Consider the following 23,677-nt stretch of genomic DNA (forward strand, 5'->3'; position numbering starts at 1 on the left):
CCCCCCGGATCGACGGGCACCGGTGGTACCGGGGCGGATGGTGCGTCACCCCGGGGCGCCGGTTCGCTCGTGGTGGATGCTTCCGGTGAGCGGTCAGGCGGTCAAGGGGGCGGACGGTGCCGACGGGGGGAGCGGCAGGGGGTGGAGCAGCAGCGCCGAGGGCACGCGTTCGGGGAAGCCGAGGCGCAGCAGCCCGTGCCCGATGCCGGCGAGGCCGGTCAGCAGGCCGGGGTGCGCCACGTGCTCCGGGGTGCCGCAGCGCGGACCGTCGTGGTCGACGGTGGCCAGCAGGCCGCCCGCGCGCCGCACCCACGGCGTGCGACCGTACGGTGTCCGGGTGCGGCCGAGCAGTTCGAGCACGCCCAGTTCGCCGTGGCAGAGGCTGTGGTCCGCGAGCGGGGCGGCGCGCGCGGTGTTCCGCACGGCGCGCTGCGCCCAGTCGGCGAGCCGCTGGTCGGCGAGGGCGCCGGGGTTGTCGGTGACGGCGAGGGCGATGCCGGGCCGGCCGCGGCACCAGGAGGACTCGCGCGAGCGGACGGCGGTGGCGGTGTGCAGGGCCGCCAGGCCCGCCCGGTGGTGCGGGCCGTCGGCCGGTTCGCCGACGGCCTCGGCGAACCGCAGCAGCGCCCAGCCGGTCCCGGCCGAGCCGTGGGCGAAGCCGGTGGTGGGCGGTGGCGGGGTCGCGGCCAGCCGGTCCGCGCAGAGCCGGGCGGCGCGCAGCGCGGCGGGCCCGCCGGTGGCGGCGTGCACGGCGAGCAGCGCCGCCAGACCGCCGGCCGTGCCGCTGTGCACGCCGGTGTCGGCCTCCCGCTCGGCGGCGGCCGCGGTGAGCGCCACCGCCGGGTCGATCCACTGCCGGATCAGCGGGTCGTCGAGGATCCGGGCGAGCTCGGTGAGCGCGTAGGCGATGCCGCCCAGCCCGGCGAAGGCGCCCGAGCCGACCGCGGCCGGCCGGTCGGGGTGCCCGCCGAGGGCCTCCAGCAGGCCGGGGACGGGTGCGAGGGCGCGGCGGGCCACCTCGGCGTACCGGTCGGAGCCGGTGAGGCCGGCGAGTTGGGCCAGGAACAGCGCCGCCCCGGTGTAGCCGCCGGCCAGGTCGGCGCCCAGCGGGCGGACCCGCCAGTACCGCTCGCCGAGCAGCTCCAGGCCGAGCCAGTTGGCGCGGGACGGGCCCTGGTGGGAGCGTGCGTGATCGCGGTCGTGGGGCTGCGGCCCGCCGGGCCGGTGCGCGCGCTGCGGGGAGCGGCCGGGGCCGGTCGGGGCCTGGTAGGCGAGCGCGACGAGCTGGTCGCCGATGCCGCGCGCGGCCGCCAGCAGCTGCTCGGGCTCCGGCGCGGTCGCCCAGATGTTCTCCGGGGCGGGCCGCCCGGGCCGGTGCGGGGGCGTGGCGGCGGCGCCCGCCATCGCGGCGCGGACGATCCACTCCTGGTCCTTGCGGTCCACCCCGTTCAGTGCGGCGAGTTTGGCCTCGGCCCGGGCCAGCCCGGGCTCCGCCAGTGCGCCGGGCAGCCGGTCGCCGGCCGCGGTCCACAGGTCCCGCTCGCCGGGGCGGGCGGTGAACAGCGGGATGTCGCCCGCCCAGAGGTCCGCGAGCTCGTGGTCGGCGAGTTCGGCCCGGCCCGGGTCGCCGACCGCGTCGGTCCGCAGCAGGTCCAGCACCGAGCCCCGGGCGGCGGCGTCGCGCAGCACGTCCGGGTGGGTCGACTCGTCCAGCAGCCGCGCGTACACCCGGGTGGCGCGGGGCACCACCCGCACCTCGTCCTCGGCGAAGGTGCGCAACAGGCCGGTCGGGCCCAGGAGCCGGGAGCGTCCGGCGGTGAGCGCGGCGTAGCCTGCCCGGAACCCGGCGACCAGCGCCTCGGTGTACGCCGCCGGGTCGACCGGGGCGCCGTTCAGCCGGGGCCGGTTGCGGGCCTCGCCGAACGGGCGGGCGCGGCGGATCAGCCGCATCTCGTCGGTGCCGGCCCCCGCCCAGTCCACGCCCTCCACCGGGGACGTGCCGGTCCGGCCGCCGCCGCCGATGCCGGAGACGTCCAGGGCGCCCTCGTCGCCCAGCAGCAACTGCGGCAGCAGGCCGACCCGGTGGACGGACTCGTGCAGGGCTCGGGCCGCCGGGTCCTCCGCCGGGGAGGGCTGCGCGGGCGGGTGGAACAGCGTCTCGACGTCCACCAGGACGGGCTGGTCCCCGCAGGCGACGAGGTTCTCGAAGTGCAGGTCGGTGCCGTCCAGTACGTGCAGCAGCGCCAGCAGCGCCCCCTGCCGCCGGTAGAACCGCTCGACCTCGTACCCGGTGTGGCACGGCCGGGCGTCGACGAACTCCGCCCAGCCGTAGTCGCCCCGGTCCAGCAGGGCGAGGGCGCGCAGCCGGGGGACTCCCGGCTGGTCGTTGTACCAGCCGAGCACGCCGTTGAAGTGCCGGTGCGCGGCCGGGGGCCGGGGGCGGTGGACGACGGCGGCGCCGCCCGCGAAGTGCAGCACCGCGACGGCCCGGCCGCGCCGGTGGCGGTCGCCCGCCTCGGACTCGACGGCCACCAGCCGCCCGGGGTCGGCGCCGCGCAGCAGCGCGGTGACCAGCAGAGGCCGGTCGGCGGCGAGACGGATGAGCAGCTCGGCGTACGCGTCGGCGGCGTCCAGACAGGTCCGGCCGAGCAGCCGGGCCAGCACGGGGTACTCGCGCAGCAGGGCGGCGAGGCCGTCGCGCCGCGCGGTGTGCGCCAGGAAGGCGCGGAACCGCTCCTGCGGGGTGGCGCCGGAGAGCCGGCCGTTCACCCGGGCCACGTTCAGCTCCAGGACGAGCGTACGGGCGGCGAGCCGGGCCAGCCGCTCGGTGAGCCGGGCGGTGAAGCCGGCCCGTACCGCGGGCAGGTCGATCCGGTCGCAGGCCCGGACGGCGGCGGGCAGCGCGGCGTACATCCGCACCGCGGCCCGTTCGGCGAACGGTGCCAGGACGAGGGCGAACCCGGTCAGCCCGGGATAGGCGGCCCTCGGCACGACGGCCCGCAGCGGCGCGGCGGCCACGGCGGCCTCGGTGAAGGCGGCCCAGTCCGGCCGGCCCGAATGGGCGGGCCGACCCGGTGTCAGGCCGGCCTCCCACCAGGCGGGGTGCGGGCCGCGCCGGTGCGCCGCCTCGCGCGAGGGGGCGTCACCGGGCATCGGAGTGTGCGGGGTTGATACGGCGGCGGTGGCCACCGGTGCGACCGGGCCCTGAACCGGTACGCCGCCCCCGTCGGGGCGCGCTCTGCGCACGGCGTTCACCTCTGCCACCACCGTACCTCCGATGCCGGGAGAGGGCGGCGCTGCCGTCGAAGTCGCCGCCCTCGGTGCTGATCCTTGTCCTGCCGCGGCCACCGGGGCATGGGGGACCGGCCCCCATCTTTGTGGCGCCGTCCCCGCATGATCCGGTCCTCCGCATGATCGGGGCCCCGGTACCGTCCGGTCGCCCCCGGTTCGCGCGCGGCCGGGGTCCCGTGCCGCACGGCCTTCCGCTCCCGCGGATCAGGGCTTGGTGAGAAGCGGTCGGGCGGCCACCGAAGGGCGGCCGTGGCCGCCGCGCTGGTCGGGGTGCAGCGGGTGCCCGAAGGTCTTCGCCGACCCGGTGGAGTTCCAGTGGTCCGTCCGGCGGTCGAGATCAGCCATGGCCGGATCATCCCACGGCCTGCGCGGGCGCCGCCGGTGCTCCGAACTCCCCGGCCCGGACGGGCCGCAGACCGTCGGCCGCCGCAAGTCCGAGTGCCGGCTGCGGCGTTCGCCCGAGGCGATGGCCCGGAGGCCCGTACGGCCGGCCCGGTCTGGTCGCGGCCCGCCTCCTGACCAGGTGGCAGAAGGCGGCGGCAAGGAGGCCGACGGCTCCCGGGCACTCTCAACCTATAGCGGGCCGGGGGGCTTGCGGCAAGGCCCCGGCCTTACCGCAGAATCAGCGGGAAAGCTGGGACCTGCGAAAACGGGGGAATCACATGATCGACGTCATCGTTGCCGGCGGCGGACCGACCGGACTGATGCTGGCCGCCGAACTGCGACTGCACGGTGTGCACGTGGTGGTGCTGGAGAAGCTCGCCGAGCCGGCCGGGCAGTCCCGGGCGCGCGGCCTGCACGTGCGCAGCGTCGAGGTGCTGGCCCAACGCGGCCTGCTGGACCGGTTCCTCGCGGTCGGCGAGCGGTTCCAGGCCGGCGGGTTCTTCGCCGCCATCATCAAGCCGTGGCCGGACCAGGCGGACACCGCGCACCCGTACGGACTCGCCATCCCGCAGACGGCCACCGAGCGGCTGCTCACCGAGCACGCCCTCGAACTCGGCGCCGAGATCCGCCGCGGCTGCGAACTGGTCGGCCTGAGCCAGGACGAGCACGGGGTGGGCGTCGAACTGGCCGACGGCACCCGGCTGCGGGCCCGCTACCTGGTCGGCTGCGACGGCGGGCGCAGCACGGTGCGCAGACTGCTCGGCGTCGGCTTCCCCGGTGAGCCCGCCAGGGTCGAGACGCTGCTGGGCGATGTGGAGGTGACCGAGGACCCGGCGGCGCTGGCCGCCGCGGTCGCCGAGATCCACCGGACCCACGTCCGGTTCGGCGCCGTCCCGATGGGGGACGGGGTGTACCGCCTCATCGTGCCCGCCGAAGGGGTGTCCGAGGACCGCGCGCAGGCGCCGACCTTCGAGGAGTTCAAGGAGCGGCTGCGGGTGTTCGCCGGGACGGACTTCGGCGCGCACTCGCCGCGCTGGCTGTCCCGGGTCGGCGACGCCAGCCGGCAGGCCGAGCGCTACCGGGTCGGCCGGGTGCTGCTGGCCGGCGACGCGGCGCACATCCACCCGCCGACCGCCGGGCAGGGGCTCAACCTCGGCCTCCAGGACGCGTTCAACCTCGGCTGGAAGCTGGCCGCCGAGGTGGCCGGCTGGGCGCCGCGGGGGCTGCTGGACAGCTACCACGCCGAACGGCACCCGGAGGGCGCCCGCGTGCTGACCAGCACCCTCGCGCAGGGCGTGCTGCTGGGGTCCGATCCGGGCGCCAGGGCGCTGCGGGAGCTGTTCTCGAAGCTCCTGGACTTCGAGGAGGCCAACCGGTACGTGACCGAGATGATCACGGCGGTCGGCGTCCGCTACGACCTCGGCGCGGGCCACGAGCTGCTCGGCCGGCGGCTGCGGGACGTGCGGCTGAAGCAGGGCGGCCTCTACGGGCTGATGCACGGCGGCCGCGGGCTGCTGCTCGACCGGACCGGGCGGCTGTCGGTGGCGGGCTGGGCGGACCGCGTCGACCACGTCGTCGACCACGGCGCCGACCTCGGCGAGGACCTGGACGTGCCCGCGGTCCTGCTGCGGCCGGACGGCCATGTGGCATGGGTCGGCGAGGACCAGCAGGACCTGCTCGGCCGACTGCCCGAGTGGTTCGGCGCCGCCGCCGGCTGAGCGCGGACCCTGCGCCCGCGAATGGGGCCGTTGGGCCCTGGAGCGGCGCCCGGCGATCGACGATGATGCCCGTGGTCCCGCAGCGGCGGGCCGGGAGAGTGCAGAGGGTGGGCCACGGGACGGCGAGCAGGACGGCCGGCGCCGAGGCGCCGGCACGGGTCAGGGTGTTCCTGCTGGACGACCACGAGGTGGTCCGGCGCGGCGTCCAGGACCTGCTGGACGGCGAACCCGACCTGGAGGTGGTCGGTGAGGCCGCCACCGCCGAGCAGGCCCTCGTCCGGGTGCCCGCGCTGCGCCCCGACGTCGCGGTGCTGGACGTCCGGCTCGGCGACGGGGACGGCGTGGCCGTCTGCCGTGAACTGCGCTCCCGCATGCCCGACCTGGCCTGTCTGATGCTCACCTCCTTCGACGACGAGGAGGCGCTGCTCGACGCCGTGATGGCGGGTGCGGCCGGGTACGTGCTGAAGCAGATCAGCGGCACCGACCTGGTCGCCGCCGTCCGCACCGTCGCCGCCGGCCACTCGATGCTGGACCCGGGCGCCACGACCCGCCTGCTCGACCGCCTGCGCAGCGCCGCCGAGCCCGCGCCGGCCGCCGCCGGGCCGGAGCTGACCGTGCGCGAGCGGGAGGTGCTGGCGCTGATCGGCGAGGGGCTGGCCAACCGGCAGATCGGGGAGCGGCTCTACCTCGCCGAGCGCCACGACCCCTGGTTGGTGGTCGCCCACGTGTCCCGGGCCCGCTGCGGGCTCACGCCCGGGTTCACGACCGGGCCGTCTCCCGGAGCGCGGCCACGAGCCGGGCGAGGGCCGGCTGTCCCCAGGCGGTCTGCCGGACGGCGGCGTGGATGGTGCGGACCGGTTCCGGCGCGCGCAACCTCCGGACGGTCACGTCGGGGTGGCGCCGGGCGGTGAGCCCCAGCAGGGGGATGAGGGCGACGCCGAGGCCGGCCGCGACGAAGCCCTGGGCAGTCGGGTAGTCCTCGCTGTCCACCGTGAACCCGGGGCGGAAGCCGGCGGCGCTGCAGGCGTCCAGGACGGCGTCCTGGCAGGGGCCCGGCCGTCCGCTGCGGACCCAGGGTTCGTAGGCGAGGTCGGCGAGGTCGAGGACGCGCTTCGCGGCGAGCGGGTGGTCCTTCGGCAGCATGGCGCGGTACGGGTCGTCGAGCAGGTGGACGAGGCGCAGGCCGGGGTGCTCCTCGGCCCGGGGCCGGACCACGACGGCGAGGTCGGCACGGCCCTGGAGCACCTCGTGCAGGGGGTCCTCGGGGTCGGTCATGCCGAGGTCGAGCCGGACGCCCGGGTGGTCGGCGCGGAAGGCGGCGATCGCGGGGGCGACGAGGGCGGCTCCTGCGGTGGCGAAGTAGCGGACCGTCAGCGACCCGCTCCGCCCGGCCAGCAGGTCGGCGAGCGCGGCCCCGGCTTCGGCGACCTGCCGGTCGATGACGGCGGCGTGTTCGGCCAGCAGCCGCCCGGCGGCGGTCGGCCGGACGCCGCGGCCGGCCCGCTCCAGCAGCGCCGTCCCGGTCTGCTTCTCCAGGGCCGCGACCTGCTGGCTGACGGCGGACGGGGTGTAGCCGAGGGCCGTGGCGGCCGCGCTGACCGAACCGCCGCTGACCACGGCCCGGAGTACCTGGAGACGTCGCACATCGATCATGTAGCCCAGCTTAAAGGTGGTTCAGAACATTTCACTTGTCCTGTCGGATTCCGGCAGGCAGCGTTCGTACCACCACCTCTGACACGTCCGACGAAAGGCAGGTGCCCCGTGGTACGGATGGCCGTCCTCGCGCTGCTCTGGGGCTCGGGCTTCCTCTGGACCAAGCTCGCGCTGCGCCACGGGCTGTCCCCGTTGCAGATCACCGTGCTGCGCTCCGCCCTCGGGGCGGCCGTGCTGTTGGTCCTCGCCCGTTCCGCCCGTCAGCGCCTGCCGCGCGGCTCCGCGATCTGGCTCCGCCTCGTCGTCGCGGCCTTCCTCTGCAACACCCTGCCGTTCTTCCTGACCGCGCTGGGTGTACAGAGCGTCGGCTCGGGGCTGGCCGGGGTGCTCAACGCGACGACCCCGCTCTGGTCCCTGCTGATCGGCCTTGCCGCCGGTACGGAGCGAGGCCGGCATCCGCTGCGCTTCGGCGGCCTGCTGCTCGGCTTCGCGGGCGTGCTGCTGATCTTCTCGCCGTGGCAGGCGGCTTCGGCGCAGCACGGCGCCGGGTTCGGCTGGGGTGCGCTGGCGTTGCTCGGCGCGGCCGCGAGCTACGCGGTCGCGTTCACCTACATGGGGCGTGTGCTCACCGACACCGGCACCGAGCCGCTCGCCCTCTCCGCCGCCCAGCTCGGCGTCGCGGCGGTGCTCAGCACGCTGGCCCTGCCCGCCGGCGGCGGCACCACGGACGGGTTCGACGTCCTGGCGCTGGCGGCCGTCGCCGTCCTCGGGGTGTTCTGCACCGGGCTCACCTTCCACCTCAACTACCGGCTCATCGCCATCGAGGGCGCCACGGGTGCGGCCACCGTCGGGTACCTGCTGCCGGTCGTCTCGACGGCACTCGGCGTGCTCGTCCTCGACGAGGCATGGAGCATGCGGACCGTCGCGGGAATGCTCGTGGTGCTGGCCGGGGTTTTCCTGACCCGGTACCACCGTGAACGACCCACCCGCTCCACGGCGCCGGTGCCGGCCCGGGCTCCGACACCCACCACCGCGACCGCCGTCGTGGCCGCAACCACGGCCGGCGCCGCCGAGACCACCACCACCCGCGACCGAGCGAACGGACCATGAGCCCCGAATCACCCTGGCGGACAGCCGACTTCCGCACCCTCTTCACCGCCACCGCGCTCGCCCAGCTCGGTACCAACATCGGCTACGTCGCCCTCCCGCTGATCGCCGTCACGGCGCTGGACGCGAGCGCCGGCCAGGTCGGGGCACTGGCCACGCTGAGCACCCTCGCGTTCCTGCTGATCGGACTGCCCGCCGGGGCCTGGGTGGACCGGATGCGTCACCGCCGCGTCCTCATCGTCGCGGACCTGGTGAAGGCCGCGCTGTACGCGTCCGTCCCGCTCGCCTGGTGGCTGGGCGGGCTCACCCTTTGGCAGCTGTACACCGTCGCCCTGCTGAGCGGGTGCGCGACCGTCTTCTTCGACGTCGCCTCACAGAGTGTGCTGCCGCAACTGGTCGGCCGCGGCCACCTGGTGCAGGCGAACGCGGCCGTGGTGAGCCTGATGGCCGTCGGCAACATCGCCGGCCGCGGCGCGGGCGGTGCGCTCGTCCAGTTGCTCACCGCACCGGCCGCCATCGCCGTGACGGCCGCCAGTCACCTCGGTTCGGCGCTGCGTCTGATCGCCCTGCGCCGTACTCCCGCGCCTGCGCCGCCTCCGGTGCGCGGCGACGGGCCCGGTCTGGGCGCGCAGATCGGGGAGGGCCTGCGCCACGTCCTCGGCAACGCCGAACTGCGGGCGCTCGCGCTCACCGCCTCCCTCACCAACCTCGGGTTCCAGATCGTCAACACCCTGCTGCCGGTGCTGTTCGTGCGGGAGCTCCACCTCCCCGCCGGCGCGCTGGGCCTGTACTGGGCGGTCGGCGGCCTGGGCATCCTGCTCGGCTCCCGCTGCGCCCGGCCGATCGCGGCCCGGGTCGGCTACGGCCGGGCGCTCGGCCTGGCCGGTCTCTGTGCCGCACCGGCCGGTCTGTTGATCCCGCTGAACGGTGCCGGCGTCTGGTTGTACGTGGCAGGGTTCGGCTCGCTGGTGCTGGCCTTCAAGACCGGGATGGACAACGTGCTCGGCGTCAGCCTGCGTCAGCGGATGACCCCGGACGCCCTGCTCGGCCGGATGAACGCCACCTTCCGCTTCCTGCTCACCGGTTCGCTGGCGATCGGGGCCGCCCTGGCGGGTCTGCTCGGCGAAGTGGCCGGCCTCCACCCCACCCTCTGGCTCGGCGGTGTGCTCCTCGCCTCGGCGTTCCTCCCCGTCTACCTCTCGCCGATCCGCGCCCGCCGCCACCTCCCCGACCATCCGGCGGTGGCCGCGGCGGTGACCGTGACCGGCGTCGCCGCTCCCGGCGAAGCGAGGCCTGCCCTTGACATCAAGTGCACTTGAAGTTCCACCATGGTCGCCATGGACACGGACACGAAGCAGAGCGCCACTGTCGAGATCGAAGCCACCGAAGCCATCAAGCAGGTCGTGGCCGCCGTTGAGCACGCCCAACTGAACGAACTCACCGAGGAGTTCATCGGCCTCTTCCGCGAGGACGCGATCTGGACCACCGGCCACGGCAAGCGGCTCACCGGCCGCGACGAGATCGCCGAGTTCACCCGCAAGGTGCTCCCCGGCGCCTTCACGGGCACCGGGAACACCGCCAGCTACGAGGTGGTGCACATCCTCTTCATCCGCCCCGACGTCGCCGCCGTGAAGGTCCGCCAGCGCTACCTGGGCGCGGACGGCGAGCAGATCGGCGACGAGGGCAGCCCGCTCTACGTCATGGCCAAGGAGAACGGCCGCTGGCTGTTGACGGCCAACCAGAACACCATCGTGGTGAGCGACTGAGCGGGCGGCTCCTGGGCGGGCGCGGGCGTACGCGGCCTCACCGGGTGGTGCCCCTGTGGGCACCTCACCCGGTGCGCCGCGTCCCCGGCGGGACCACCTCGGCCTTCACCCGGATGTCCGGGCTGTTGCGGAAGCTGAGGGTGAACTCCACCCACTGCCCGACCCGCAGCGCCGGCGGATTGGTGATCATCAGATCGGAGTCCTCCGGCGACAGCACCAACGAGCCCCTCCCGGGCACGGGCAGCGCCGCGACCGCCTCCCAGCGGCCCGAGGCGCCCTGGTGCTGATGCCGCTTCAGCGTGATCCGGCCGCCGAGCTCCCAGCTGGCCCCGACCAGTTCGTCGGGCACGTCGCCGGGGTTGCGCACCGTGAAGAACGCGGCCGTGGCGGTGGACGCGCCGGTCGTCGGCAGCAGCACCCAGCCGGGGGCGGCGACCTCCACCGGGCGCTGCCGACCGGCCCCGCCGACCGCCGTCCACCCGGAGAGCAGTCCCAGCGCCACCGCGGCCGCCGCGACCGGCGGTCCGACCGCCCGCAGGTGCTCCACCCTCAGACGCTCCGACCGCAGCCGCTCCACCCCCGCCCACCGCACCTTCCCGCTCACCGCGCCGCCCCCGCCGGGGACCGCCGCGCGGGCCTGCGCCGACCGTCCGAGGCACCGGTGCCGGGCCCGCCCGAGGCGCCCCGCCCCGGTTGCCAGGTCCGCAGCCGCAGGCTGTTCCCCACCACCAGCAGCGAACTCAGCGACATCGCCACCGCCGCCAGCATCGGGTTCAGCAGCCCGACCGCCGCCAGCGGGATCAGCACCACGTTGTAGCCGAACGCCCAGAGCAGGTTGGCCCGGATGGTGGCCAGCGTCCGCCGGGCCAGCCGGACGGCGTCCACCACCGCCTCGATGTCCCCGCGCACCAGGGTCAGCCCGGCCGCCCCGATTGCGGCGTCGCTGCCCGAGGCCAGCGCCACCCCGAGGTCCGCCGAGGCCAGGGCGACCGCGTCGTTGACGCCGTCGCCGACCACCGCGACCGTCCGCCCCGCCGCCCGCAGTTCGGCCACCACCTCGGCCTTGCGCTGGGGCGAGGCGGACGAGTGCACCCGCTCGATGCCCAGTTCCCCGGCCACCGCCCGGGCCGCGCCCGGCCCGTCCCCGGTGAGCAGGACGGTCTCCAGCCCCATCCCGCGCAGCCGGTGGAGCGCCCGCCAACTGCCGGACCGCACCGTGTCCCCGACCGCGAGGACGGCCACCGCCCGACCGTCCAGCTCCACCACCACCGGCGTCCGGCCGGCGTCCCCGGCCGCCGCGAGCGCCTCGGTCAGCTCGGACGCCAGCGGACCCCGCGCGTCGTCCGGCCGGACGACCCGGACCTCCCGGCCCTCGACCGTGCCCGACACCCCGATCCCGGCGGTGGCGGCGAAGCCCGCCACCGCCGGGAGGGACCCGCACCGGTCCCGGGCCGCCCCCACGACGGCCCGTCCGATCGGGTGCTCCGAGCGGAACTCCACGGCCCCGGCCAGCCGCAGCACCTCCGCCGCGCCCACGTCCGCCGCGCCCACCCGCGCGGGCCCGGTCCCGGCAGGACCGGCCCCCGGCGCCACCGTGACGGAGGCCAGCTCCATCCGGCCGGTCGTCAGGGTCCCGGTCTTGTCCAGCACCACGGTGTCGATCCGCCTGAGGCTCTCCAGCACCTCCGGCCCGCGCACCAGCACACCCAGCTCCGCGCCCCGCCCGGTCGCCGCGAGCAGCGCCGTCGGCGTGGCCAGCCCCAGCGCGCACGGGCAGGCGACCACCAGCACGGACACCGCCGCCGTCACCGCCGCCTGCGGATCGGCGCCCGCGCCCAGCCAGAAGCCCAGCACGCACACCGCCACCGCCAGCACGCACGGGACGAACACCCCCGCCACCGCGTCCGCCAGCCGCTGCGCCCGGGCCTTCCCGGCCTGGGCGTCCGCCACCAGCGCGGTGATCCGGGCCAGCTGGGTGTCCGCGCCGACCGCCGTCGCCCGCACCACCAGGGCGCCGCCGACGTTCACCGTCGCGCCCGCCACCCCGTCCCCGGGACCGACCTCCACCGGCACGCTCTCCCCGGTCAGCAGGCTCAGGTCGAGCGCCGAACCGCCCTCCACCACCACCCCGTCGGTGGCCACCCGCTCGCCCGGCCGGACGACGAACTCCCGCCCGGGCAGCAGCTGTTCGATCGGCAGCAGGCGTTCCTCGCCGGACTCCGGATCGCGGACGCAGACCTCCTTGGCACCCAGCTCGGCCAGCGCCCGCAGCGCCGACCCGCTGCGCCGCCGCACCCGGCCCTCCAACAGCCGTCCGGCCAGGACGAACAGCGGGACCCCGACGGCCGCCTCCAGATAGACGTGCGCCGCGCCGCCGCCGTCGGCCGTCAGCGAGAACGGCATCCGCATGCCGATCTCCCCGGCGCCGCCGAACACCAGCGCGTAGCCGGACCAGCCGAAGGAGGCCACCACGCCGAGGCTGACCAGCGTGTCCATGGTCGCCGCGGCGTGCCGCAGCCCCTGCCAGGCCCGTCGGTGGAACCCGGCCGAACCCCAGCTCACCACCGGTACGGCCAGCGCGAAGCAGACCCACTGCCAGGCCGCGAACTGCAGCGCGGGCACCATCGACAGCACCACCACCGGTACCGCCAGCAACACCGTCACCAGCAGCCGCCGGCGCTCCGCGGAGTCCTCCTCGGGGCCGGTCGGGGCCTGACCCCCGGTCACCGGCTCCGCGGTGTAGCCGGCCCGTTCGACCGCCGCGACCAGGTCCGCCACGGCCACCCCGACCGGGTGCAGCACCCGGGCCCGCCCGGTGGCGAGGTTGACGCCGGCCGTCACCCCCCCGATCCGCGCCAGCCGCTTCTCGACCCGGCCGACGCAGGCCGCGCAGGTCATCCCGCCGACCGCGAGGTCCGTGGTGACCGGCGTCCCGGTGTCCGCGTCCGCGACCGGGCTCACTGCCCGGCCCCCATGTCGTGCCCGCTCATCCCCGGCTTGCCCCCGCCGCCGCTCCCGGGCACCAGCCCCGGCGAGACCGGCCCGGCTCCCCGCCCCACGGCGAAGGCCACCACGAACACCACCACCAGCAGCAGGGCGAACCCCGCCAGCACACTCAACGGCCGGCCACCCGGCGACATCGCACTCACCCCCCAGCAGTCGGCTCCCCACCCCCGTTGGTTCCCGTACGTTCCGAATTGCCCGACCCGTAACCCGGCCCGGGTATCCCGACCTGCGATCCCGTGCCCCGGCCCGGGAGCCCCCGGCGGGCATCCCCGCCCGCCGCCGGCACGGAAACGGGCCCGGAGCGCAGTGCGCTCCGGGCCCGTACCGGCCGACCGTCCCCGCGTTACGCCCGTCGGGCCGTCCGCCGGTCGAGGTGGGCGACCACCTGGGTGTGGAACCGGGCGACGGCGTCGTCGACACCCCGGATGAAGCCCGTCTCGGCGTTGCCGCGCGTGCCGCCCACGGACTTCGACAGCGAGAGCCGGAACCCGGTGATCTTCGAGGAGTCCTTCGGCAGCAGGTCGCCCGGCTCGGGCCGCAGCCGCTCCAGGGTGCCGCGAGGCCCGGCGGCGTCGCCGTCCGTCAGCGTCTCGACGTGCAGGTCGGCCGGCGCCTCGGCGAGCTGGCGGACCAGCCGCTTGACCCAGCTGAGCGGGTAGCCCTGCTCCGGGGCCGGGATCTCGATGGAGGTGCGCAGCTTGCCGACCCGCAGGTCCGCCGTGATGCCGATGGTCCCGATGGTGTCGTCGATCCGGATCTCCGCGTTCAGCCGACCCTCGGCGCAGAGGCGGTCGGCCAGCGCCGAGCGCCGCGCCCGCGGGTCCTCGCCGCGCCGGTTCCGCTGGGCGGGCAGCACGGTGACCCCGAGCTCGCCGCCGAGCTGGAGGCAGACCTGGCGGATCAGCCGCTCCCAGCTCTCAATGACCTGCGTCGCGCGCTCGTCCCCCGCGGCCAGGGTCTCGTCGTCGATGCCCTTGCGGACCGGCACCCAGGCCGGGCCCATGTTCTGGAACCCGTGGCAGCCGGAGTTCTCGTGCTGCAGGTAGTGCAGGAGCTCCTGCAGCAGCCAGGCGTGCGCCGGGTTGCCGACGCCCTCGTGGCGGATCAGCATCCTCGCCTGGTAGGCGACCTCGGCCCAGGACAGGTGGCAGAGCATCACCTTGTGCTTGCGGCGCCCGTCGATCTTCACGGAGACCAGCGGGCTGCCCTCGAGCGCCACGTCGTTGGAGAGGGTGATGACCGCCTCGTAGCCGCGCCGGGCGGCGATGTCCATGTAGTCCTGGACCTGGTCGGCCTTGAGCGGGTTGCCGTTGGTCTTGCTCTCCAGCAGCGCCGTCCACAGCCGCCCGGCCCGCTCGACCCGGATGACGCCGTCGGGGCGCTTGGGGGAGTCGCCGTGGGGGAGCGAGACCTCGGCGAAGGTCTCCATCCGGCCGGCGGGCGCCCCGAACGCGGCGGTGAGCCGGCGGCCGAACTCGGGCACCTCGGACATCACCGACAGCAGGACGGACGTCGCCCGGACCTCGCGCTCACGGTCGCTCTTGAGACTGGTGGCGGGGAAGAGCCGGGCCCGGCGCCAGCCGTCGTTCTCGGCGAGCGAAGGCTTGGCGGTCTTCGGCAGGGTCACCTTCTTCCGCGCCGTCCGAAGCCGCTTGGGCGCGGCCGGTGCGGCCGGGTCCGCGGGCGCCGCGGGTGCGGCCGCGGGAGACGGGGCCTGGGCCGGGACCAGCACCTTGGCCTGCGGGTCGGCCGTCCCGGCCGGGACGGCCGGGACGGCCGAGTCGGCTCCGGCGGCCGCCGGCTCCGTCTCCGCCTCCGCCTCGGCCGACGGGTCGGCGTCGCCCGTGGTGTCGTCACTCGCGGGGTCGGCGTCGCCCTCGTCGTCCTCGATGTCGATGCCGAAGTCGGTGGCCAGCCCGGCCAGTCCGGTGTCGTACCCCTGTCCGACGGCGCGGAACTTCCACTCCTCGTTGCGCCGGTAGATCTCGCCGAAGACGAACGCGCTCTCGCTGTCCGCGTCGGTGATGGAGAAGCCGAGCAGCCGCTCGCCGGTGGCGTCGGCCAGTTCGAGCCGCAGGTCGTCCAGCCGGCCGAACGCGGCCCGCTGGTGGCGGCTGGCGGCGATCACCAGGCGCTCGACGTCCGCGGGCACGGCGGCCAGGTCCAGCCGGATGCGGTCCTCGGTGCCGGCCTCCGTCGGGGTCCGCCCGAGCAGCTCGACGCTCCCGTCCTCGGCGGCCGGGTGGTTGTAGAAGAAGAAGTCGGCGTTGCTGCGCACCTTGCCGTCCGCGGTCAACAGCAGCACCGACACGTCGGCGTCCCCGTCACCGTCGGGGCTGCTCCAGCCCAGGCTCACCAGGACGGAATCGGCGCTCTCGCTCAGCGCCGCGAGCCCGACGTTGGCACCCTTGACCATGTCCTGCACGGATGTCCCCCAGAGGAACGGGGCCGCGCCGACGGAACCGGCGCAGCCGTCAACTGTTGCTGCCGCTGGCGTCCGACCGGTCCGACCAGTCCGACCGACTGCGAGCCTAGTACCTCTGACGGGTGCTCTGGCCAGGCTTCATGCAGATTGTATGCACGCAATCGGAATGTGATCTTTCTGCCCCCCCTCGCGCACCGCGACCCCCGAGAACGTCGGCGGTGCCCACCCGAACGGGTCAGCACGTCTCGCCGTCGCGGCGGTTGTTGCGAAGCATGGGGGAGGTACGGGCCCTGGCCGTCGGACACCGATTCAGGAGAGCGATTCCCGGTGCGCGAACTCCACACCCTCCCGAAGAGTCCCCCGAGCCGTGCGCGAGGTGCGGGCGCGGCCGGCCGCCGGTGGTGGACGGCGCCACGGGCGGTCGCCCTGCTGGCGATGGTCACCGGCGTCGGCGTACTGGCCGCCTGCAGCAGCTCCTCGACCAATCCGTCGATCAGCTCGTCCTCCGGGCCGGCGCCCGAGACGACGCTGAGCACCACCCCCAACCCGTCGTCCTTCTCCGGGGAACCGCCCTCCGCGCTCGCCTCGACGGCCGAGTCGGCGCTGGCCTCGGTCTCGGCGGCGGCCGCGTCGGCCGCCGCGGCCGCGGCCTCCTTCGAGGCGTCGGTGTCGGCGCAGGGCGTCCAGGCCCGGGAGCGGGCGGCGGCGGCGCTGGGCGTGCTGGAGAATGGCGGCAACGCGCTGGGCGACGTCACCATCACCGGCTTGTCGCGGGCGAACACCGGCGGGCTGCACGCGGTCGTGGTGACCATCACCAACAGCGGGCTCGACACGGCCTCCTACGCGGTGCAGGTGGACTTCACCGACACCAGCGGCAAGACGGTGGACAGCGCGGTCGTGGGCGTCGAGAACCTCCCGGCGGGGGAGAAGGCCTCACCCGTCGCGTTCAGCCGCAAGCCGCCGGACCAGACGCTGCTCCCGGTCGTGGTGAAGGCCCTGCGCTACTGAGCCCCTGCGCTACCGAGGGCCCCGTGCCGCCGACCCCGTGCTGCCGAGCCCGCGCCGGTCGGCGCGGGCTCGGCAGCGGGGCCCCAAGCCCCTACGGCAGCAGGATCCGGACGATCTGCGGGTCGTGGTCGCTGAGTTGGGCGGCGAACTCGCTGTTGAGGTGGACGATGTCGTACGCGTAGGCCGTCGCGGCCAGCGCGGGCGAGACCAGGATGTGGTCCAGCACCTGCGAGTTGCCCTCGTACACGTAGGTGTAGCGCTCGGCCGGGGGCAGCGTGCGCGGCAGGTCGACCAGCGCTCCGCCGGCGGTCAGGATGTCGGCGGTCTGCGAGAACTCGAAGTCGTTGAGGTCGCCGAGCACGATCACCGAGGCGTTCGGGTCCACCGCGAGGATCTGGTCGGTGAACGCGCGCACCACGGTGGCCTGGGCGTGCCGCTGGGTCTCGGAGGGGCGGGCGGGCTGCTGGTAGCGGCCGAAGAGGGGCTGGTCGCCGCCCTTGGAGTTGAAGTGGTTGGCGATCACGAAGACCGGTCGGCCGTTCCAGCGGAACTCGCCGGCCAGCGGCTTGCGGCTGGCGGCGAAGGCCGGGTTGCCGGGGTCGATCCGGCCGGGGGAGTAGGCGAGGGAGGGGGTGCCGGCGGTGGCGACCACCGAGTCGGCGGTGGTGGCGCCCGCGCCGGGCCGGTCGGTGAAGCTCAGGCCGCGGTCGGTGCGGTACAGGAACACCTGGCGGATGTTGCCCCCGGGCTGCCCGCCGTCCTGGTCGTTCTGCGGGTTGATCTGCCGGTAGGAGTACGCCGGGCCGCCCGCCGCGGAGATGGCGGCGACGAGCTTGGCCACCGTCTGGTCGGCGGCCACCGTGCCGTTGTCGGTGGCGCCGCTGTTGTCCTGGATCTCCTCCAGCGCGACCAGGTCGGGCGCGCGCAGGTTGGTGACCACGCCGGCCGCGAGGCCGTCGAACTTGCTCTGCGGGTCGCCCGGGGCGAGGTTCTCCACGTTGAACGTGGCCACGGCCAGCTGGCCGGCGGTCGGCGCCGCCGTCGTCTCGGGCGCGATGCCGCCGGAGGTGACCGTCGGAGTGGCGGTGGCCAGCAGCTTGAAGTTGCCGAAGGAGTAGTCGAGGACGCCGACCGTCGCGCCGGCCAGGGTGTCCCCGGTATCGGCGGTCGGGGTGGGGGCCAGCACGTCGTCGACGATCACCCGCTCGGGGTTGCCGTCGGCGGCCTGGAGCAGGATGCCGCCGCGGCCGGTGCGGGTGGTGCTGCCCTGCGGCACCACCGGGATCTCGCCGAACGAGGTGCGCGGCCCGACCACGGCCGCGTTGTCGAGCTCGACCCGCATGCCCTCCAACGACTCCCAGAAGTCGATGCCGTCGGTGGCGGGCTTCAGCGGGCCGGCGCTCTCCACGTCGCCGGAGGCCGTACCGGAGATCAGTGCGGCCGGCGGCACCCGGCCGCCGCTGCCGACCACGGTCGGCGCGGGCAGCGGGGCGCCGTGCGCCAGGACGGCCACGGCGGGGGTGGTCAGCTCGGTGGTCGTCAGGTTGGTGGCGCCGCCGGTGCCGCCCGGGCGGTACTCGCTCACCGTGCCTCCGACCGTCACCGAGTCGCCGACCGCGACCCCGGGCGCGCCGGTCGTGTAGACGTAGAGCGCCTCGCTGGTGGCCGGGTCGGCGTCCGGCACCGGGTCCTGGTACCAGAACCCGCTCGCGCCGACCGCCGTCACCACGCCGGGTACGGCGCTGACGGACTGCCCGCTGCGGGGGGACAGGTGGGCCGCGCCCTGCACGTCGTGTATTCGGGTGCCGCCGCCCGAACCGCCGCCCGGGGAGGCGGAGTTGCGCGGGGCGGGCGCGGTGAGCGCGAAGTCCGCCGCGTTGCCGTCGGTGTCCGTGGCGCCGCCGCCCGCGCGCAGGGCGGCCGTGGTGTTGGACAGATTGCCGGTCGGCGTGCCCTCGGCCGAGCTCGCGGTGCCGCCGTACCCGAGCAGGTCCTTCACCCCGGGTTGCGTCGCACAGCCCGAACCACAGGTCAGGGCAGTCCCGTTGGTCACCACCGCGACCTTCCCCGCGGTCGCGCTGAGCGCCAGCGTCCCGGTGGCGTCCGGGGTGGGGAGCGCCGCACCCGCGCCGGCTCCGGCGGCCTCCTGCACCAGGTAGTACCGGCCGGGGGCGATCGACCCCGACAGGGTGGTCCGCGACCAGGACGATCCGGCCGCCGAGGCGTACTGCACGGTCCAGCCCGTCACGGACACCGCGGTGGTGCCCCGGTTGTACAACTCGATGAAGTCGTTGGTGTAGGGGGCGCCGGAGTTGCCGCCACCGCCGTACACCTGGCTGATCACGATGTCCGGCGAGACCGCCTGCGCGGTGCCACCGGGAAGGGCCAGCAGAGCACCGACCACGGCGGCGGCGGAAGCCCCCGCCACGGTGCGGAGCCGGACTCGGTCATTACGCCGCATGGGCGTCCTCCTGACGACCTGACGACCAGTGGAACTTCGGGCGCTGCGTGTCTAGCAGTGCCATCCCTGCCTTACCGCGGGCTGGGCCCAACGGCCAGACGTACAGCGGGAGAACAGTTCGGCGGGCCGTCGCGCGCGGCGTAGCGGCGGCCGCCTCTTGCCGTGGAGGCTACCGGTGGGTAATTCTTGCTGACGCCACGTCCAGCAAAGGAGCCGCATGCCTCCCGTCGAGTCCGCCGCCACCGGCCCCACCCCCGCGGCCGACCCCGCCGAGGTCGCGGAGGTGGCCGTCCCGCTGCCCGCCCGCTACGGCCCGGGCGAGGCGGTCGTCCGCTACCGCCGACTGGGCACCGGCACCCCGCTCCTGCTGCTGCACGGCATCGGCCACCACTGGCAGGCCTGGGATCCGGTGCTGCCCGCGCTCGCCGAACGGCACGACGTGATCGCCGTCGACCTCCCCGGCTTCGGCACCTCGCCGGCGCTGCCGTCGGGCGTGCCCCACGGGCTGGACGCGGTCGTCCCGGTGCTCGGGGAGCTGTGCGCCGCCCTCGGCGTCGAGCGGCCGCACGTGGCGGGCAACTCGCTCGGCGGCCTGCTGGCGCTCGGGCTCGGACGGGCCGGGCTGGCCCGGTCGGTGACCGCGCTCTCCCCGGCCGGGTTCTGGACCGAGGCGGAACGCCGGTACGCCTTCGGGGTGCTCGCCGGGATGCGCCTCGGCGCCCGGCTGCTGCCGGAGCCCGCCGTCGAACGGCTCTCCCGCTCCACGGTCGGCCGCACCCTGCTGGTGAGCACCGTCTACGCCCGCCCCGGCCTGCGCTCGCCCGCCGCGGCCGTCGCCGAGACGCGGGCGCTGCGCCTCGCGACGGGCTTCGAGGAGACCCTCGCCGTCGGCCGCACCATCCGCTTCACCGGGGACGTCACGGCCGCGCCCGTCACCATCGCCTGGGGCACCCGGGACCGCATCCTGCTGCGCCGCCAGGGCGTCCGCGCGCTGCGCGAGATCCCGGCGGCCCGGCTGGTCCGCCTGCCCGGCTGCGGGCACGTGCCGATGAGCGACGACCCGGGGCTGGTCGCCCGGGTCGTCCTGGACGGCTGCGCCAGGGCGGAGGGCGGACGGCTCAGTCGGTCAGCGTGATCCGGATGCCGACCGTGCCGCGCTCGCCGCGGCGCAGTCGGCTGCCGAGCAGGGTGAGCACGCCCAGCAGGCCGTACTTCTGCCGCAGCAGCGTCCGGTAGGCCGCCGCCCGCTCGGGGGCGAGGATCTCGGCGGTGGCCGGGTACGCCTCACCGGTCGGCTTGCCCCGGACGTCGCACGGGCCGACCAGCACATCGGCCCGGTTGCGGATCCGCTTGACCTTCCAGGAGTCGGCGACCGTCCAGATGCCGAGCGCCTCGCCGTCGCGGACCACCCAGACCGGGGTCGGCACCGCGGTGCCGTCCTTCTTGTACGTGGTGACCAGCAGGTAGCTCCCGGCGGAGAGCCTGACGAGCCGTTCGAGGCGGTCCGGTGGCGGGGGCGGGGTGGCGGCGCTCATAGCCGGTGAGTCTAGGGCCTGTCCGCCCCGAGCGCCGTCCGCGTGCTTCCCGGGCGGCACGCGGACGGCGCTCGGGGCGGACGGCGCTCGGCGGGCGGCGGCGGTCCGGGTGTCAGGGGGTGACGACGGGGAACGACTTGTCGGCCGTGGTGACGAGGCCGAGCAGCCGGGCGAACAGCCCCGGGTCGCCCTCGTGCTCGACGTCGGCCAGGCCCCCGCCGACCAGCAGCCCGAGCAGCTGGGGCCTGGTCAGGGTGAGGACCAGTCCGGCGGGCGCCCGGCGGCCGCCGTCGAGGGCGATCGGCCGGTGGGTGAGGGCGCCGTTGCGCAGGGTCAGCCGGTACCGGCTCTGCTCGTCGGTGAGGACCAGGTCGATCGTCAGGTCCTCGTCCCAGGCGCGCGGGCCGTCGATGCGGATCGCGACGGAGTCCAGCAGCATGGCGACGGTCAGGGCGGTCACCAGCTCCGGGCTGGCGGTGTCCAGCAGGACGGGGGTGGGGCCCTCGCGCAGTTCCACGGCGGCCATCAGGTAGAAGTTGCGCCAGGTGCCGTTCTCCGCGCCCTGGCCGAGCCGCCGGTAGACGTCCGCCAGGGCCTCCTTGGCGGCGGCGTTCGACGCGTCGGCGAAGACCACGTGGTTGAGCAGGGTGGCGGCGAACCGGAGGTCCCCCGCCTCGGCGTAGCCGCGGGCCTTGGCGATCGCGGCCGCGGGCCCGCCGGCCACCTCGACGTACCGGACGGCCTGCTCCACCGGCGGGTGCTCCCACAGATGGGCCACGTTGCCGTCGAACCAGCCGAGGTAGCGCTGGTAGACGGCCTTGATGTTGTGGTTGAGCGAGCCGTAGTAGCCGCGCGCGTGCCAGCGCCGCTCCAGGCCGGGCGGCAGCCGCAGCTCCTCGGCGATCTCCGGTCCGGTCAGGCCGTCGTTGAGCCGGCGCAGCGTCTGGTCGTGCAGGTACGCGTAGAGGTCGCGCTGTTCGGAGAGGAAGGCCACCACGTTGTCGTGGCCCCAGGTGGGCCAGTGGTGGGAGGCGAACGCCACGTCGTACCGGTCGTCGAAGTACTCGATCGCCTCGTCCAGGTAGCGGGCCCAGATCCGGGAGTCGCGCACGACGGCTCCGCGCAGCGTCAGGATGTTGTGCATGTTGTGCGTGGCGTTCTCGGCCAGGCACAGCGCCCGCAGCTCGGGGAAGAGGAAGTTCATCTCGGCCGGCGCCTCGGTGCCGGGCGTGAGCTGGAAGACGATCCGCACGCCGTCGACGGTCTCCTCCTGCCCGGTCCGGGTGATGTCGACGGTCGGCGGGATGAGGGTGATGGTGCCGGTCGAGGTGGTCGCGCCCAGACCGGCGCCGATCTGGCCGTCCGGGGCCTTCGGCAGCCGGTCCCCGTACATGAAGGTGGCCCGCCGGGTCATCGCGTTGCCCGCGTACACGTTCTCGCTGACCGCGTGCTCCAGGAACCCGGTCGGGGCGATGACCGGCACGCCCTCCTCGGTGCCCCGGGGCAGTACTCCCCGGGCGCCGCCGAAGTGGTCGCCGTGGGAGTGGGTGTAGATCAGGCCGGTGACGGGCCGCTCGCCCCGGTGCACGCGGTAGAGGGCGAGGGCGGCGGCGGCCGTCTCCGCGGAGATCAGCGGGTCGATCACGATCACCCCGCGCTCGCCCTCGACGAGCGTCATGTTGGACAGGTCCAGGCCGCGGACCTGGAAGACCCGCTCGGTCACCTGGTAGAGGCCCTGCCGCGCGCAGAGCTGCGCCTGCCGCCAGAGGCTGGGGTGGGCGGTGTCCGGGCAGTCGGCCTTGAGGAAGTCGTACGCGTCGTTGTCCCAGACCACGCGCCCGTCGGCGGCCTTGACCACCGCCGGGACCAGTGCGCCGAGGAAGCCCCGGTCGGCGTTCTCGAAATCCGTGGTGTCCTCGAAGGGCAGGGCGGTCATGGGTCGCTCCGTTCCACAGGTGGCGGGCTGCGGCGACCCGCACATCCCGCCATCAGAACACCTTGGAATGAATGCCGCATTTCGGACACCTGTGCGGGTTTGGGGCCTGTTCGACAAGGCCTGGACCGCTCAGGCCGGGTCAGGCCCAGAGGTGGGAGCCGAGAGTGGTGCCCTCCGGGGCGCCGGGCAGGACGTAGGCGACGGCCGAGGCGGTGTGCTCGACGAAGGGGTTGAGCGCGTCGCGCTCGGCGAGGCGGTTCTGGACGCGGGTGAACTGGGCGGGGTCGCGCATGAAGGCGCAGAACAGCAGGCCGCCGTCCCCGGGGCCGTCGTCGTAGCTGTAGCCGCGGCGCAGCATCCGGGCGCCGCCGTCGAGGCGGGGGCCGGTCAGGCGGACATGGGCGGTGGCGGGGATGACGTAGGCACCGTCGGGGTGTTTGGCGTAGAGGTCCGGCTCGTCGTGCTCGGCGGTGCCGGTCAGCGGGGCGCCGTCGCCGGCCCGGCGGCCCATCACGAGGTTCTGCCGTTCCTCGGGGAGGGCGGCGAACGCGGCGGTGTCCATCCGGATCCGCCGGTAGACCAGGACGGTGGCGTTCTCGTGCGGTCCGGTCGGGCCCCAGACCCACTGGCGGGCGGCCTCCTCGTCGGGGTTGGCGGTGCCGTCCTTGAAGCCGAGCAGGTTGCGGGGCGTGGCGCCCGGTGCGGTCCGGGGCAGGAAACCGGACTGCGCCCAGCGGGGTGTGGCGCCGGCGGACCGGGCGGCCGTGGTGGCGAGTTCGGCGACGACGGCGAGCGTCCAGTGGTCGGCGGCGCACAGTTGGAGCAGTACGTCGCCGCCGCTGCGGGCCGGGTCGAGGCGGTCGCCGGGGAAGGCCGGCAGGTCGGCGAGTCCGGCCGGGGCGACGAGGGCGAGCCGGGTGGCGAGGGCCGGGCCGAGGCCGACCAGCGAGGTGAGCCGGGGTGCGCCGTCATCGGTCCGCAGCCGAGGGTCGGGCGTCGGTCCGGCCGTCGCCGCCAGGGTGCCGGTCCAGGCGGTGAGGAGGGCGCGCAGGGCCTCGCGGTCCGCGGCGGCGGAGGCCTGCGGGAGGTCGAAGGCGAGCAGCTTCGTCGCCGGGAGCTGGGGGTGCGTCAGTCCGGCCTGCCGGGCGCCGTGGAAGGGGATCGGCGCCTCGGGCGGCGGCGCACCGGTGGTGGCGTCGGACCGCCCCGACGAGCGGTCGCCGTCCGCGACTTCGCCGACCGCCGCGCCGACCCCGGCGGCGAGAACCGCCCCGGCCGACAGCAGCGCCCGCCGCCGCAGCCCGACACCGGACCTGGCGGGCGGGTTCGACGGCGCATTCTCCGGTTCGGTCGGCATGCACCCTATTGGAGGCGATAGAACACGTAC

17 protein-coding genes and 1 pseudogene are annotated in these 23,677 nt (G+C 75.3%); 7 read left to right on the forward strand and 11 right to left on the reverse strand.

The genetic code is table 11. The annotated features are described in order from the left end of the window. Nucleotides 1-93: 93 nt before the first annotated feature. Entirely contained in the window at nucleotides 94-3,153 is a 3,060-nt protein-coding gene (locus tag ACGFZP_RS15860; RefSeq protein WP_392933474.1) for a type 2 lanthipeptide synthetase LanM family protein, read from the reverse strand. A gap of 342 nt (nucleotides 3,154-3,495) precedes the next feature. Beyond that, nucleotides 3,496-3,636: a hypothetical protein gene (locus ACGFZP_RS15865; RefSeq protein ID WP_392932669.1), complete on the reverse strand. Its 141-nt coding sequence runs from the start codon at nucleotides 3,634-3,636 to the stop codon at nucleotides 3,496-3,498. A gap of 317 nt (nucleotides 3,637-3,953) precedes the next feature. Here ACGFZP_RS15865 and rox point away from each other — a divergent pair, with 317 nt between their 5' ends. Further along, the gene (rox, locus tag ACGFZP_RS15870; RefSeq protein ID WP_392932672.1) at nucleotides 3,954-5,393 is read left to right on the forward strand and encodes a rifampin monooxygenase; all 1,440 of its coding nucleotides are present in this window, start codon (nucleotides 3,954-3,956) and stop codon (nucleotides 5,391-5,393) included. Between the two features lie 107 nt (nucleotides 5,394-5,500). Further along, complete coding sequence (locus tag ACGFZP_RS15875; protein ID WP_392932675.1) at nucleotides 5,501-6,304, forward strand: response regulator; 804 nt, start codon at nucleotides 5,501-5,503, stop codon at nucleotides 6,302-6,304. Here ACGFZP_RS15875 and ACGFZP_RS15880 read toward each other — a convergent pair. Beyond that, nucleotides 6,222-7,046, reverse strand: a pseudogene (locus ACGFZP_RS15880) (LysR family transcriptional regulator); the annotation flags it as partial. The gene ACGFZP_RS15875 and the pseudogene ACGFZP_RS15880 sit on opposite strands and share 83 nt — an antisense overlap. 117 nt (nucleotides 7,047-7,163) lie before the next feature. On the opposite strand from ACGFZP_RS15880, the gene ACGFZP_RS15885 reads away from it, so the two are divergent. From ACGFZP_RS15885 to ACGFZP_RS15895, 3 genes are read left to right on the forward strand one after another with little or no spacing between them, the layout of a single operon-like run. Then, on the forward strand, nucleotides 7,164-8,156 hold the full coding sequence (locus ACGFZP_RS15885) for a DMT family transporter (RefSeq protein ID WP_392932678.1): 993 nt from the start codon (nucleotides 7,164-7,166) through the stop codon (nucleotides 8,154-8,156). Then, nucleotides 8,153-9,472 carry an MFS transporter gene (locus ACGFZP_RS15890; protein ID WP_392932679.1) on the forward strand — a complete coding sequence of 440 codons (1,320 nt, stop codon included), beginning with the start codon at nucleotides 8,153-8,155 and terminating at the stop codon, nucleotides 9,470-9,472. The genes ACGFZP_RS15885 and ACGFZP_RS15890 overlap by 4 nt, the downstream gene beginning before the upstream one ends. A gap of 18 nt (nucleotides 9,473-9,490) precedes the next feature. Beyond that, nucleotides 9,491-9,919, forward strand: a complete 429-nt coding sequence (locus tag ACGFZP_RS15895) for an SgcJ/EcaC family oxidoreductase (RefSeq protein ID WP_392932682.1) — start codon at nucleotides 9,491-9,493, stop codon at nucleotides 9,917-9,919. Between the two features lie 64 nt (nucleotides 9,920-9,983). Here ACGFZP_RS15895 and ACGFZP_RS15900 read toward each other — a convergent pair whose 3' ends face one another. The 4 genes from ACGFZP_RS15900 to ACGFZP_RS15915 all read right to left on the reverse strand — a co-directional run bounded on the left by ACGFZP_RS15900 (nucleotide 9,984) and on the right by ACGFZP_RS15915 (nucleotide 15,341). After that, nucleotides 9,984-10,523, reverse strand: a complete 540-nt coding sequence (locus ACGFZP_RS15900; RefSeq protein ID WP_392932684.1) for a copper chaperone PCu(A)C — start codon at nucleotides 10,521-10,523, stop codon at nucleotides 9,984-9,986. After that, nucleotides 10,520-12,880: a heavy metal translocating P-type ATPase gene (locus ACGFZP_RS15905; RefSeq protein WP_392932687.1), complete on the reverse strand. Its 2,361-nt coding sequence runs from the start codon at nucleotides 12,878-12,880 to the stop codon at nucleotides 10,520-10,522. The genes ACGFZP_RS15900 and ACGFZP_RS15905 overlap by 4 nt, the downstream gene beginning before the upstream one ends. Continuing rightward, nucleotides 12,877-13,038 carry a hypothetical protein gene (locus ACGFZP_RS15910; protein ID WP_392932689.1) on the reverse strand — a complete coding sequence of 54 codons (162 nt, stop codon included), beginning with the start codon at nucleotides 13,036-13,038 and terminating at the stop codon, nucleotides 12,877-12,879. The genes ACGFZP_RS15905 and ACGFZP_RS15910 overlap by 4 nt, the downstream gene beginning before the upstream one ends. A 230-nt stretch (nucleotides 13,039-13,268) precedes the next feature. Continuing rightward, nucleotides 13,269-15,341 (reverse strand): TerD family protein, encoded by a 2,073-nt coding sequence (locus tag ACGFZP_RS15915; protein ID WP_392933476.1) that lies wholly within the window; start codon nucleotides 15,339-15,341, stop codon nucleotides 13,269-13,271. Between the two features lie 336 nt (nucleotides 15,342-15,677). Here ACGFZP_RS15915 and ACGFZP_RS15920 point away from each other — a divergent pair, with 336 nt between their 5' ends. Continuing rightward, complete coding sequence (locus ACGFZP_RS15920) at nucleotides 15,678-16,358, forward strand: hypothetical protein (protein WP_392932691.1); 681 nt, start codon at nucleotides 15,678-15,680, stop codon at nucleotides 16,356-16,358. A 91-nt stretch (nucleotides 16,359-16,449) separates the two neighbouring features. On the opposite strand, the gene ACGFZP_RS15925 is transcribed toward ACGFZP_RS15920, so the two are convergent. Next, nucleotides 16,450-18,819, reverse strand: a complete 2,370-nt coding sequence (locus tag ACGFZP_RS15925) for a lamin tail domain-containing protein (protein WP_392932694.1) — start codon at nucleotides 18,817-18,819, stop codon at nucleotides 16,450-16,452. Nucleotides 18,820-19,036: 217 nt separating this feature from the next. On the opposite strand from ACGFZP_RS15925, the gene ACGFZP_RS15930 reads away from it, so the two are divergent. Continuing rightward, on the forward strand, nucleotides 19,037-19,954 hold the full coding sequence (locus tag ACGFZP_RS15930; RefSeq protein WP_392932696.1) for an alpha/beta fold hydrolase: 918 nt from the start codon (nucleotides 19,037-19,039) through the stop codon (nucleotides 19,952-19,954). Here ACGFZP_RS15930 and ACGFZP_RS15935 read toward each other — a convergent pair. The 3 genes from ACGFZP_RS15935 to ACGFZP_RS15945 form a co-directional block, all read right to left on the reverse strand. Beyond that, nucleotides 19,938-20,354, reverse strand: a complete 417-nt coding sequence (locus tag ACGFZP_RS15935) for a PPOX class F420-dependent oxidoreductase (RefSeq protein WP_392932699.1) — start codon at nucleotides 20,352-20,354, stop codon at nucleotides 19,938-19,940. The two genes, ACGFZP_RS15930 and ACGFZP_RS15935, sit on opposite strands and share 17 nt — an antisense overlap. A 112-nt stretch (nucleotides 20,355-20,466) precedes the next feature. Further along, nucleotides 20,467-22,290, reverse strand: a complete 1,824-nt coding sequence (locus ACGFZP_RS15940) for an alkyl/aryl-sulfatase (RefSeq protein WP_392932702.1) — start codon at nucleotides 22,288-22,290, stop codon at nucleotides 20,467-20,469. Nucleotides 22,291-22,429: 139 nt separating this feature from the next. After that, the gene (locus ACGFZP_RS15945) at nucleotides 22,430-23,647 is read right to left on the reverse strand and encodes a Dyp-type peroxidase (RefSeq protein ID WP_392932704.1); all 1,218 of its coding nucleotides are present in this window, start codon (nucleotides 23,645-23,647) and stop codon (nucleotides 22,430-22,432) included. Nucleotides 23,648-23,677: the final 30 nt, after the last annotated feature.

It is taken from the genome of Kitasatospora sp. NPDC048239 (assembly GCF_043202015.1).
In the GTDB taxonomy this organism is placed as follows: Bacteria; Actinomycetota; Actinomycetes; order Streptomycetales; family Streptomycetaceae; genus Kitasatospora.

Coding starts and splice junctions, on each gene's coding strand:
- ACGFZP_RS15860 (WP_392933474.1), bottom strand. CDS start 3,153: ATGCCCGGTGACGCCCCCTCGCGCGAGGCGGCGCACCGGCGCGGCCCG.
- ACGFZP_RS15865 (WP_392932669.1), bottom strand. CDS start 3,636: ATGGCTGATCTCGACCGCCGGACGGACCACTGGAACTCCACCGGGTCG.
- rox (WP_392932672.1), top strand. CDS start 3,954: ATGATCGACGTCATCGTTGCCGGCGGCGGACCGACCGGACTGATGCTG.
- ACGFZP_RS15885 (WP_392932678.1), top strand. CDS start 7,164: ATGGCCGTCCTCGCGCTGCTCTGGGGCTCGGGCTTCCTCTGGACCAAG.
- ACGFZP_RS15890 (WP_392932679.1), top strand. CDS start 8,153: ATGAGCCCCGAATCACCCTGGCGGACAGCCGACTTCCGCACCCTCTTC.
- ACGFZP_RS15895 (WP_392932682.1), top strand. CDS start 9,491: ATGGACACGGACACGAAGCAGAGCGCCACTGTCGAGATCGAAGCCACC.
- ACGFZP_RS15915 (WP_392933476.1), bottom strand. CDS start 15,341: ATGGTCAAGGGTGCCAACGTCGGGCTCGCGGCGCTGAGCGAGAGCGCC.
- ACGFZP_RS15925 (WP_392932694.1), bottom strand. CDS start 18,819: ATGCGGCGTAATGACCGAGTCCGGCTCCGCACCGTGGCGGGGGCTTCC.
- ACGFZP_RS15930 (WP_392932696.1), top strand. CDS start 19,037: ATGCCTCCCGTCGAGTCCGCCGCCACCGGCCCCACCCCCGCGGCCGAC.
- ACGFZP_RS15935 (WP_392932699.1), bottom strand. CDS start 20,354: ATGAGCGCCGCCACCCCGCCCCCGCCACCGGACCGCCTCGAACGGCTC.
- ACGFZP_RS15940 (WP_392932702.1), bottom strand. CDS start 22,290: ATGACCGCCCTGCCCTTCGAGGACACCACGGATTTCGAGAACGCCGAC.
- ACGFZP_RS15945 (WP_392932704.1), bottom strand. CDS start 23,647: ATGCCGACCGAACCGGAGAATGCGCCGTCGAACCCGCCCGCCAGGTCC.